This window comes from Dapis purpurea BLCC-M126 (assembly GCF_050015975.1).
Classification (GTDB): Bacteria; Cyanobacteriota; Cyanobacteriia; order Cyanobacteriales; family Microcoleaceae; genus Trichodesmium.
Genome location: NZ_JBNHER010000199.1, coordinates 21221 through 33842 on the forward strand (window position 1 = coordinate 21221; position 12622 = coordinate 33842).

Here is a 12622-nt window from a genome sequence, read left to right on the forward strand (position 1 = left end):
GTCCTATTTATATTAAAAAAGGTAATTGCGTCCATGCTATCCAGAAAAGTAATATTAACATTAAGCTCATAAACCCAATTAGATGATTGAATTTTTCGATCGCTCTTGGTATCTTAATTGCCAGTTTCTTAAAAATATACAGATATGCTAGCCAACCTATGCCAATAGTTACCAGTGGTTTGATAATATTTTTGATGGTATAAGCTTCATAATAAACAGCATTTGCTACTATCAAACCACCAAGCAAGAGTACCATCGCCCACCAAAAACCAAGGCTTACTTTGATTTTTTCCTCGTTTTTTTGGTGAGGCAGAAAAATGAATTTAGCAAAAGAAATTGCTGTTCCTACTGCTGCTATATTCATGGCAACAACCTGCCAGGGTAAGAGATTTTTTGAGGTTAAAACTTTTGCCCCAAAACCAGAGAGTAGGGGAAAACCAGAAATAGAGAAACTAGCGATCGCTAATGCCACCCAAATTCGGGTATCAATAGGATGATATTGTAATTCTTTAAAATTACGGCTAGGTAAAACTCCTGCAATTAAAAATAAAGCAGACTTAACTAAACCGTGAGTCAAAGCATAGAAACCTCCTACTACTGGCGCAGCAAGTACAAAACCTAACTGAGAAATGGTGTGAAATGCCAACATCCGTTTAGTATCTTTTTCAAATACGGCATAGCCCACTCCTAAAAGTGCTGTGCTTACTCCAAAAAATCTCACGAGCGGATCGATCTCCTCTAACATCAGCGCACAACGCACTAATGGAAAAACTCCTGCTTTGACTACTACTCCCGACAACATTGCCGATACTGGACTTTGTGACTCAGAGTGAGTTAGGGGCAACCATAACCCGGATACAAATATACCACCTTTTGCCAATAATCCCAAAAATATCAGAGCGATCGCTTCTGGAGGAGCATTGCGCAAACCCATAAAATTAAAGGAATTATGTGCTTGATATACTAAAACTGCTCCTACTAGATAAAATAGCATTGCTGTATTACTGATAAACAAATACCGCAACCCTACCCAAATGGATCTATCTGTACGAGGATAGGCTATCAGTAGAAAAGAAGCAATACTAATTACCTCCAAAGCTACATACAAACTAATAAAATCTGCACAAATAAAAGTAGCATTAACACTACCATGCAGAATTGCCGCTTGCATATAGAAAAACGCTGTTCTCTCGCTATTCCAACAATAAAGAATTACGGCTGCTGTTACTAGAGCATTAGTAATTATAAAAAAGCCACTCAGTTGATCGATGGTTAAACTAACACCAAAACTATCTAATAACTGTATATTTACAGAGGATGGATCGGAAAATATATACAAGGCATAATCAGCCGAGACAAATGCTATTCCTAATGCTAAAAAGCGGTCTAATTTTGGTAACAGATAAATAATAAATCCTACAAAAAATGGTAATGCCATCCAGGCAATCGTAATATTGGCCATAAAAGTCAAAAGTCAAAAGTCAAAAGTCAAAAGCAAGAAAAAAGGAAGAATTTAAGCCAGGAAATTATTTAAGAGTATGTCGAGTAAGGTCTGTCTTAATGGGAAGTAGTAAATGCGATAAATGTATAATCGAATTTAATATCACTTAAGTTTTTTTCCTTCTTTTCAACCTTTTTTCCTCTTACTTTATCTTTCTTCCTTATCATACTAATGCCACTGGGCATAATATCATACTTGTACCATCCAAAAAACCAAAATTAACATTATAGCCATCATCCCAATCAAATGCTCAAATTCTTCAACTGCCCTCGGTAGCTTAGTTGTTAATTTCTGAAAAATCAATAGATATGCTAGCCAACCAATAGCAATAGTTACTAATGGTTTGACAATATTATTGATAGTATAAGCTTGATAATAAACTCCATTTGCTACTATTAATCCACCTAATAAAAATACCATTGCCCACCAAAAACCTTGTTGAATTTTCTTGCCAGAGTCACTTTTTTTGTGAGGTAAAAAGATAAATTTAGCAAATACAATAGTTGTACCTACAGTCGCAACATTCATAGCAACAACTTGCCAAGGCAATAGATTTTTAGTTGTTAATATCTTGGCTCCAAAACCAGATAATAGGGGAAAACCAGAAATAGAAAAACTAGCGATCGCTAATGCTATCCATAGTGAGTTATTCATCGGTTTATCTTGCAACTCCTGAAAGTCACGACTTGGTAAAACACCTGAGATTAGAAACAGTGATGATTTTACAAATCCGTGAGTCAAAGCGTAAAAACCTCCGACTTCTGGTGCTGCCATGATAAAACCTAATTGGGAAATAGTGCTAAATGCCAGGGTTCGCTTCGTGTCTTGTTGAAAAACCGCCCAAAATACTCCTAAAAGTGCCGTACTAACACCAAATATTCTGACAATAGGATCGATTTCTTCTAACATTAGGGCACAACGCACAAACGGAAAAACTCCTGTTTTGACTACAACTCCCGACAACATTGCCGACACAAAGCTCTGTGACTCAGAGTGAGTTAAGGGCAACCATAACCCTGAGATAAAGATACCCCCTTTGACTAATAACCCCAAAAATATTAGGGCGATCGCTTCTGGAGGAGCATTGCTCAAACCCATAAAATTAAAGGAATTATTGGCTTTATATACCAATGCTACTCCCACCAGATACAATAACATTGCTGTATTGCTAATAAACAGATAGCGTAACCCTACCCAAATTGATCTATCTGTACGGGGATAAGTTATCAATAGAAACGCAGCAATACTAATTACTTCTAATGCTACATACAAACTAATAAAATCTGCACAAATAAAAGTAGCATTAACACTACCATGCAAAATCACCACTTGCAAATAGAAAAAAGCTGGTTTATTAGTATTCCAACAGTAAAAAATTACTGCTGCTGTTACTAGAGCATTAGTAATAATAAAAAAGCCACTTAGTTGGTCGATCATTAGAGTTACACCGAAACTATCAAGTAACTGTATGTCTAAAAGAAAGGATGGATCTGCAAATATTGCCAAAGCATAGTTAGCAGAGAGCAATACTACTGCCAGTGCCAGAAAGCGAGAAAGTTTGGGTAGTAGATAGATCAGGAACCCAACAAAAAATGGTAATGCCATCCAGGCAATTGTAATATTGGTCATTTCAGTTGTCAGCTTGTTCAGTTATCAGTTATCAGTACCAACAGTAGTTAGCCCCTAAAGTCAGAAGCTTAATATACTAAAGTTTATTTTTTTCATTCCCTATCCAAGGGAAAGGCGGTGGGAGTATCTTACTCCCTTGCCAAGCGTTGTTATCTAAATCTGCTATTTTTTTGTCATGGTGTATTATTGTCTTCTATCGCTTTAGTTTCCAAAGTAGGATTATCCTTTGCTAACTTCATCACACCCACTAACATTAAAGCTTGAATTGAAAAGCCAATAACAATAGCAGTTAAAATAACTGCCTGGGGAACGGGATCGGAATAAGCAACATTTTTGCCTGTGGCTACAATAGGTGTAAATACACCATCTCGGGATGCCACCAGCACATAATAACCAACAACTCCCGTACTCATAATATCCATTGAGATAATTTTCATCACCAAATTTTTCTTAAATATGATGCCGAAAAATCCACATAAGACGGTGAAAAATACACAAGCTTCTAACATAATAATTTCAGGATTTAGTAATCAATAATTGGTTGAAATATTCATATTTTAGCAAGGCAATATGAAAATGATTTTGGCAATGTACCAAAAATTTATGTCAAGTTAAAAACATTGAAACAATTGACGAAAAATTAGCATTTTTTACGATTATTTTTTGATGTTAAAAGTATCTAAAATTTATAGCAGTTAGCAATTTTATTTAGTACAGAGTTATGAGGTTTTCACCGAACAGCTTAAACTAGGATATTAAGATTAAGCGGTACTAATTAGCTGGCTGCCATATATCATTAAACATGAAATTGGGTCAAAAGAGAATAAATGTTTTTATAATTGGTAAAAAGGAATGTAAAGTAGGCTTGAGAGACCCTTGGTTATGTTATGTAGGGTGAGGATTGGCCAGATTAAATGAATAATCCAATCCTAAGAATCTTTTACGCTTCCTTCTATAGCTTGACCAAAAAATAAGGTCAATAGCCTCCTCTTTCAAGGGGATGAAAAAATATTCGCCATAAGTATTTCAAACCAGAGGCTTCAGGAAGAGGTACTCATAACTGTTAACGCAGTTCCTCCGATAGGAGGCTAACTGATAACTGATAACTGAAATGACACATAGCTAAAAATGCTTCTTTTACTGGTTGGCCAATTGAATTTTCCAGTTCCGCTAAAATTAGTTCTTGGTATGTTTCTAGAAAGTTACTTCTAAGCCGATGAAATAGATAGAAAAAATGTCTAATAAAAGAAATACAGTCAAGAATAGCAAACTTCATTTCTACGGTATTCAAGTAGTAATAATTCACCTATTAGCGGTCAGCTCTCAGCTTTTTAAATTCTTCTCTGGAAAAAGCTGTGAGAGCGATCTCTTGATTTTTTTTCTGCTGTTTTGACTAGGAAACTTTTCTTTGTTCAACCAGAAGCAGTCAATAATTTTAGGTGGGAGAAAATTTGCAACCAAATTTTACCTCCTAACTAAAACTAACTTACATCTAAATTTCCGTCTCGGCTTCAGCACGTTGAGCAGCAACACGCTTGCGCCAAGTCATATAAGGAATAGCAGTTAAAGCTCCCACTAACGCATAAGCTACCAGTGTGGGCAATACTCCCAACTGCGGAAAATTTAAACTAGCAATTAATAAGGCTAAACCAGGGTTACGAGTGGCACAGAAAACTGCTAATGCTGTACGAGTATCTTCTCTCGGTCCCCCCAATAAATGACCGATCGCTAAAGATAAAACTGTCATCAAAATAATTGCTACTACTGATAAGAAACTTAAACCCAGAACAATATCTAGACTCTTTACCAAGACAAAAATTACTAACACTATGAACATTACGTTAGCAATTTTTGTTAGTGGTTTTCCTATATCATCAGCAAGTTGCGGCCATGTTTCTCTGATAGCAATACCGATGCTGATAGGTAGTAACTGAGCAAATGTTACTTGTTCGGCAACTTGTCTGGGTAAGATATCAACATCAGGGGGAAACAGAGAACTTAGAATTGCTAACAGTAAGGGCACAGTAATTACTGCTAACAGAGAAACTGTTACCTGAAAACTGACTGTATAGGGAAAATTGCCTTTTGCTTGGACTATTTTTCTAGTAGTCAATGGTGCGCCTGGACATACTGCCATTAATATTAGACCAATTTTAACTGGTTGTGGCAAATCAAATAATAATAATACTATTAGCAATGCGACTATAGGAACTAATACATCTACTGCGAATAAAAAACTAAGTAGTATTTTGGGTTTTCGCCATAATAACGTAACTTGCTTGATAGTTAAGTTTAGCCCCAATGACAGCATTAGGGAAAAAATAGTTAGTTCGACAAAATTGGTTAGCAGCTTTCTAATAAACTCTTCCATAAATCTATTTTTTTTAATAAGTTTTGCTAAATTACTCGCCCAGGCAATTAAGCGATCGCTGTCTTTATATTAATAACTATTTAGTCGTTAATAAAGTTCATTTTGAATATAATTTTGCAATATCTCTATAATCTCAAACAGTTTTTTTATATCTTTTGGTTGATTGTGAATTTCTACAGGAATTTTAAAACTTTTTAGCTAATATTCTTGGTGTTAAAATATTAAACTGTACTCGACAAGTATTATATTTTATTTATGTAGAAAAAACAGAAAATTTAAGTTATTTCAAGATTAAGTTTATATGCGAAAAGTTATATGAAAAACTGGAATTTTTAGATAAAAATGTGACTATAGAGAACATACTCCTAATATTTCGGATAATTCAATTTTAGCTTTGAATTTAATTTATAATTGATCGTAATGGTTCTTGTTATGAAAAAGTCGCTGCAATTGTAAGCAAAAAATTGAGGTAGATTTCATAATTAGATAAAAATCTTTATATCTAAATATTTAGATTGATATCAAATCCGGTTAATTGTACACAGAATCTGGTCATAGGATATATCTTGATAATTTTTTCAATTACTTTAATAGATATCTCGCTAAATTCCCCACCGGAGAGTGGTTAGGGGTTGGTCTCCATTTTCCCATCTCCCCATCTCCCCATCCTCCCAACCATATAATAAGTATTCAACCGGATTTGATATGAAACCCACCTCTACAAATTTATGGCTAAAAATCAGTACCTAAAAAAAAATAGAGCACATTATAATGCACTCTAATTAGTTTCTAATGTAATTACTGTAAGTTCTGGCGGACAAAATAATCTCCCTGGAAAATAAGTTCCTAAACCACGATTCACATATAAATAGTTATTTCCAACTTGATGTAATCCCTGAGACCATTCCCAATACTCAACTATTTTGTGACATTTTGCCATGAATGGTACAACAGGTCGTAGAAATTTGGGGATGAGTCTACGAATAGGCTCCCGGAACTGAGGGAGAGGCCCCAATAATGGTAGTCTAATCTGACCTCCATGAGTATGACCAGAAAGTTGTAAGTCTACACGCCAATTTTGTAATACTTTGGCAGTATCGGGGTTATGAGATAAAACAATCCGAGGAACTGTTTTATTTATAGAGTCCATGACTGTAACTGGTTTGAAGTTGCCAGACCAATAGTCCTCTAATCCTACTAGAGCTAAACCTGAACCCAAAGGATAGACGACTTGGTTAAGTAGAATGGGAACATCAATTCGATTAAAAGCTTCTATGACTTTATATCTGGCACCCGGATATTCTTCATCGTGGTTGCCAAGTACAGCATAAACTCCAGCGCGACTTTCTAGATATTTCAACCGTAACACCAGGTCATCTACAGGTGCCGGTTCATCTGTAATAAAGTCTCCTGTAAGTAGAATTAAATCTGGTTCGACTTCGTTGGTAATGGCGATCGCTTCAGAGAGTAGCCATTCAGATAGTCGTTTTCTGTCATAGTGGAAGTCTGACAGGTGTACAAGTTTTGTCCCTTGTAAATTTTTAGGCAACCCAGTAATTTTTAGGGTCAAGTGATCTACCTGCAATTGGCCTGTTAATATCCTGTGCATAGTATATAGACTGTTACTACACTGGGGCGTCTATAGCATAGCAAAGTTAATTATTGGTTGTACGGCTTACAAGTATAGGAAATACAAAGAGACTGAGAGGATAGAGTATTGCTATCTAGGAGTAAAAAAAGGAGATATAGCAATCCTATTTCAGTTTTAATATTTTGGTGCTAAGGGCGAATAGCCATTTGCCCGTACAGGAGTCAGATAGGGGAGCCATCGGATTGGCAAGGTACAGAATTTACCAATGGATAATGGATAATTAATCAATTCGGTTTAAAGCTTCTCTTTACCAATGGATAATTGATAATTAACAATTGATAATGAGAGATAGTTTTTATCAATTAATAAGATTTATTTTAATGTAATGAACCATGTTTTAAGTTACAATTAACTTTTATCAAAATTTTCATAAATAATGATCGGATTGCTATCTTTATTAGTAAGATTTTAGGAGTCAATTTTGAAACATAAAATTGAGATTTATTTTCTATTACGAATCAATTGATCTATAGAAATACTATTGAGACTACAACCTGCTAAAAGAATGAAGAAAACTAAGCAATAAATAAGTTGAGATGAGGCTGCATCCCATTCTTGAAGTAGGGAAACTCCAAACATTAACGGCATCATTAATACAAAACCTGCAATAATTGCACTTCGTGTTTGCAGCCCAATTATCATTAGGAATCCAGAAATTAATTCTACAGGAGTAACTACAGCAGCAAATGGTACAATGACAAAGCTGGGTGTTATATCCTGAAATCTCTCTACCATTCCCTGGATAAATCCTCCCATATTTCCAATTCGGACTAAACCATGTAGAAAGAAGTTGATTCCGAATACTATTCTTAATAGTGTATAAGCTAAAGTTACGTCTTGGCGTTTCAGAAAAATTGGAGTTTCAATCTTATTCATTCTATTTTCCCTAAAAAATTTGTATCTACAAATATTGACATTTTACTATTAGGTATAGCTTTAAATTTAGCACTTCTACTTATGATGAGGAATGGGCAATTCAATAATTTTTAATTCTAAATTAATTATGGTTAATTTCTTAATTTAAGAATTTATTAATTTAATAATTCTGCATTCTGCATTCTAAATTCTAAATTCTAAATTCTAAATTCTAAATTCATAATGAACGTCGCCAATGAAATAAATTTTCTAGGCAATTTTTAACTATTTGATTATTCTCACGTTTTTGTCTTAACCATCCTGTTGCTGTTTGAGAATTAATTTCTGATATAGTCGGCCAAATATGAGGTAATTCAGCGATCGCTCCTACTTTAATTCCTTGACGAATAGTTAATGCCATAATATGAATTATCTCACTTGCTTGATTTCCTACTATTGAAACACCTAAAATTTTGCCATTGCGATGACCAACAATTTTACAAAATCCTGTTGTGTGGCTTAACATTTGTGCCCGATCAATATTTTTAAAATTTTGCCTAAAAACTAATACATTTTCTCCATAACGTTGTCTAGCTTGTTGTTCACTTAAACCAACTCTTGCTAATTGTGGTTCTGAGAATATTGACCAAGGAATGTCACTATAATTCACAGAAAAAATAGGTAAGTACAGAATATTTTTTATCGCTATCTGAGCTTCATAATTAGCAATATGAGTAAATGAATATCCACCGACTAAATCTCCACAACCATAAATTCGAGAATTAGTCGTTTGTAGTTTTTTATTTAACAACAAATTGTTATTCTTACACTTCACTCCTACTGCTTCTAGGTTGAAATTTTCTAAGTTTGGTTTATTACCTGCTGCTAAGAGAATTTCATCTATTTCTATCGCTTCGTTTTCTACTAAAATCCATTTTTTATCATCTATTTTTCTCACTTGAGATACTTCTGTTTGAGTTAAAATTCTAATACCTTCCGCTTCTAACTGAGCTTGAACTAAAAATGCTGCTTCTGAATCTTCCTTACCTAAAATATGAGGACTTTTGACTACTATAGTTACTTTAGTTCCTAACCGAGAAAAACTTTGTGCTATTTCTATTCCGCTTGGATCCCCACCAATAACAGCTAAAGTTTCGGGAAGTTTTGATAGTTGTATAATTTTTTGGGGAGTAATAAATCCAGTGGTTATTAATCCTGGAATTTCTGGTATTATAGGTTGAGATGGAATAGCTAATAAATATTTGCGTGAACGTAGATGTCTTCCTTTTACTGCAAAAGCTAGGTGAGGGCGATCGACAAATTTTCCGTCACCAAAAATTACGTCTATTCCTAAAGCTGCTAAAACTGCTGGTTCATATTTTGCTAATTGATTATAAACTACATAATCAGCATAGTTTTTTGCTTCTTCAAGGTTAACCGAAATCTCTCCTGCGTTATCACTACTTTGATAAATACCAAACTGTTGTTTGTGGTGTATCTGCTCGACAAAATTCGCTATTTGACTAATAACTTTGTTATGATGAAATCCTTGAGTATTGCTAAAAATAGGGGAATTAGTTGTATTTATTTCTGTGGAATGAGGTTGTATGAGAGCAACACTACCTTGAAGTTTTGTTGCGGTAATAGCGGCATAAATACCTGTTATTGTTCCACCTATAATTACTAGATCATAGTCAAGCATAGTTCATAAAAATATAGTCATAATTAATAATGGATAATAGATAATTGATAATGAATAATTACCTCTGGTTAAAACTGTACTTGATTAAATCAAGTACGGAAATCTTATTAATTGATAATAGATAGTGGATAATGAAAACTATCTCTAATTAAGGCTTGCTGATTAAATATAAAAACCTTTATCTGTCAATGTTTTAGATTTTTTCAGTCCAAAAAAGTGCAAGCTTTTAGGTCACTCTGGTTCAAAAAATTAGCATTTTAGTGCAGACAAAGGCAGAAAAATCAAGGAAATATTCTTCCTCCTGCCTCCTCTATAATTCCCATTTCTCCTGACTCCTAACTCCTACCCTTACTAAAAGACTTTTTCGGTTTGGAGACCAAACCCCTACTATGTAGATAAGGAGATAAAAATTACTCTTACAATTCTTTCTTCTACCTCCTCTATAATTCCCGTTTATTCTGACTCCTGACTCCTGACTCCTGACTCCTCAATTCAAAATTTCTCCTAAAGCATCAATTAATTTTTGATTATCTTCTTGGGTGCGGACAGCAACTCGAAAATAGCGATCGCCCAATTCTGCAAAACTCAAACAATCTCTAATCAAAATTTTATGTTGTTTAAGTAATTTTATTTGTAGCTGGTCAACAGATTTTTGAGAGTGGACTAATAAAAAGTTGGCTGCACCTGGATATGGTTGTAAACCTGGTAACTCCGCTAAAGCTTGGAATAATTGAGGGCGAGCATCTCCTAACCAATCCCAAGTTTCTTGTTGAAATGCTTGGTCTTGAATAACTGCTTCAGCTGCATATAAGGCCAAGGTATTTACAGGCCAAGGGTCTCGCCACTGTTGCCATTTCCGAAGGCGTTCAGGATGAGAAACTGCATAGCCTAGCCTTAGTCCAGGTAAACTGTAGAATTTAGTCAGAGAACGTAAAATGACCAAATTATCAAATTTGCTCACCAATGGTACCAAGCTTTGGAGTTGGGGTGGTGGTAAGAAGTCCATAAATGCTTCATCTACCACTACCAAACCAAACTTTTCTAAATAAGGGACTATTGTTTCCAGCTCCATCAACATTCCCGTGGGATTGTGAGGATTATTCAGCAGTAGTCCTGTGTTTGTATCAGCTTTTATTTCCAACTGGTCTAATTTCCATTCCCCTATTGTTAGGGGAAATTCAACTATATTAGCTGTAAAAGCTTGCAGAGCACGTCGATAATCACCAAAAGCAGGCGCTACTAAATAAGTTTTTTCCAGCTTTGACAATTCTAGAGCTGCCCAAGTTAATAATTCGGCTGCACCATTGCCAGGCAAAATCCACTCTGGAGTAAGAGAAGGATGAGTCAGACTAAGAGCTTTCTTTAACTCCTGATAATTAGGATCTGGGTAAGCTCTAAGTTGGCTGATATTAGTTTGAATGGCATCGATGGCAGAATCAGGCGGCCCTAGAGGATTAATACTAGCTGAGAAATCCAGAATAGCAGATATTGGACAACCTGCTACTGTGGCTGCCCAAGCTAAATTTCCTCCGTGTACTGGTTTAGTCAAAGCTGGATTATTATTATTTACCGTTTCTTTCGGCGACTAACTCTTTGAAAGATTTACCCGCAGAAAAGGCAGGTACTGTAGTTTCAGGTATTTCCATTTTGTCACCAGTTTTGGGATTACGTCCTTCCCGGGCTTTGCGTTCTCTTGATTCAAATGAACCAAAACCAACTAGGGTAACTTTATCCCCTTCGGCCACAGCATCCATGATAGCTTCTAGGGCTGCACTTAATACAGCATCGGCTTGTTTTTTAGTGACTTCAGCTTTTTTAGCGATTGCGTCCACTAATTCACCTTTGTTCATTGAAATACTCCTTTTTTATTTGGACAAAACATTCTAGTAGGGTTTAGTTGGTAACCAGTTAATCCTAAGTCCAACCCAGCAAAGTTTTGGGGTCTTGTTAGTAGGTTTTTCAGTTACTAAGCTTTTTGCTATCAACTGTACCCTTTTATAATTCTTACCAAAACCTCAAACCCTTTAACTGATAATGCTTTCCCAGATCATCTGGCAAATCATAAGTGTCTGTCTTAGGAAGAACTTGATATTTTTTTTGCTGAAAACCCCATATAATCTAGCTTTCACTGGTTTATTCTAATCTCTGATTGGGTAATATGGAGTGGTAAAACCTTTAATTTCTGTAGATTTCAAGACTTCTTTAACTTTTATTCATTTTTTTGGTCCAAAAAAACTCCTCTAGATTTATTAAGGGACTTTTTTTCAAAATTAGAAATATCTATCTATGGATATATAGATATGGACCATAACTAGGGTTTGCTGAAAAAAACAAAGTTTTAGGGGGTGGGGCAGGGCAAACGCATCTAAATTCTGGAACCTTCTACTGTTAAGGTTTAGAGGAGCGAGCACTATAAATACTCAGAACCCTAACATCCTTGCCCTCTCAGAACTTCAAAATAAGATGTTGCCCTGGGGGGTGGGAAGTGTGCTCCGGGTGGGAAGATAGAGAAAGTAGGAAGAATAATTTTTCCCTGATTTTTCTGCCATATTCAGACCAAAATGCTCACTTTTTGAGGTTTTAGGATTAAAAAGCAGGTACTTTTTCAAGGCTTAAAAAGACTAAAACCTTTATATATCAGTGCTTTGAGTATTAATTAGCAAGCCGTAACTAGATCGTTTGAGTTTTTCTGGCGAGTCAAATATCATTTTCTCAAGCATTCAAGCCACACAGTGAATCAGTCTAAATACTTACTCAATCTCTGTGGGAAAATTCAGACTATAGATATAGAGATGAACCATAACTAGATCGTTTGAGTTTTTCTGGCGAGTCAAACATCATTTTCTAAAGCACTAAAACCACACAGTGAATTAGTCTAAATACTTACTCAATCTCTGTGGGAAAATCCAGACC

At 35.2% G+C, this 12622-nt stretch carries 10 protein-coding genes; all 10 read right to left on the reverse strand.

Features of this window, described 5'->3' with window-relative positions:
* Window positions 1-7 precede the first annotated feature (7 nt).
* The gene (locus ACP6PL_RS17635; RefSeq protein ID WP_426546570.1) at window positions 8-1462 is read right to left on the reverse strand and encodes a cation:proton antiporter; all 1455 of its coding nucleotides are present in this window, start codon (window positions 1460-1462) and stop codon (window positions 8-10) included.
* A gap of 228 nt (window positions 1463-1690) precedes the next feature.
* Window positions 1691-3130: a cation:proton antiporter gene (locus tag ACP6PL_RS17640; RefSeq protein WP_426546571.1), complete on the reverse strand. Its 1440-nt coding sequence runs from the start codon at window positions 3128-3130 to the stop codon at window positions 1691-1693.
* Between the two features lie 173 nt (window positions 3131-3303).
* A complete protein-coding gene (locus tag ACP6PL_RS17645) occupies window positions 3304-3639 on the reverse strand; it encodes a cation:proton antiporter subunit C (RefSeq protein WP_426546572.1) in 336 nt (111 codons plus the stop codon).
* Between the two features lie 554 nt (window positions 3640-4193).
* On the reverse strand, window positions 4194-4406 hold the full coding sequence (locus ACP6PL_RS17650) for a hypothetical protein (protein WP_426546573.1): 213 nt from the start codon (window positions 4404-4406) through the stop codon (window positions 4194-4196).
* 216 nt (window positions 4407-4622) lie between these two features.
* Window positions 4623-5501, reverse strand: a complete 879-nt coding sequence (locus ACP6PL_RS17655) for a bile acid:sodium symporter family protein (RefSeq protein ID WP_426546574.1) — start codon at window positions 5499-5501, stop codon at window positions 4623-4625.
* A 778-nt stretch (window positions 5502-6279) separates the two neighbouring features.
* Window positions 6280-7110 carry a metallophosphoesterase gene (locus tag ACP6PL_RS17660; protein ID WP_426546575.1) on the reverse strand — a complete coding sequence of 277 codons (831 nt, stop codon included), beginning with the start codon at window positions 7108-7110 and terminating at the stop codon, window positions 6280-6282.
* Window positions 7111-7593: 483 nt separating this feature from the next.
* Window positions 7594-8028, reverse strand: coding sequence for a DoxX family protein (locus ACP6PL_RS17665; RefSeq protein ID WP_426546576.1), 435 nt, complete (start codon window positions 8026-8028; stop codon window positions 7594-7596).
* A 217-nt stretch (window positions 8029-8245) separates the two neighbouring features.
* Entirely contained in the window at window positions 8246-9709 is a 1464-nt protein-coding gene (locus ACP6PL_RS17670) for a dihydrolipoyl dehydrogenase family protein (RefSeq protein WP_426546577.1), read from the reverse strand.
* A 487-nt stretch (window positions 9710-10196) separates the two neighbouring features.
* Window positions 10197-11258 (reverse strand): threonine-phosphate decarboxylase CobD, encoded by a 1062-nt coding sequence (gene cobD / locus ACP6PL_RS17675; protein ID WP_426546578.1) that lies wholly within the window; start codon window positions 11256-11258, stop codon window positions 10197-10199.
* Between the two features lie 13 nt (window positions 11259-11271).
* Window positions 11272-11559: an HU family DNA-binding protein gene (locus tag ACP6PL_RS17680; RefSeq protein WP_293106334.1), complete on the reverse strand. Its 288-nt coding sequence runs from the start codon at window positions 11557-11559 to the stop codon at window positions 11272-11274.
* Window positions 11560-12622 lie beyond the last annotated feature (1063 nt).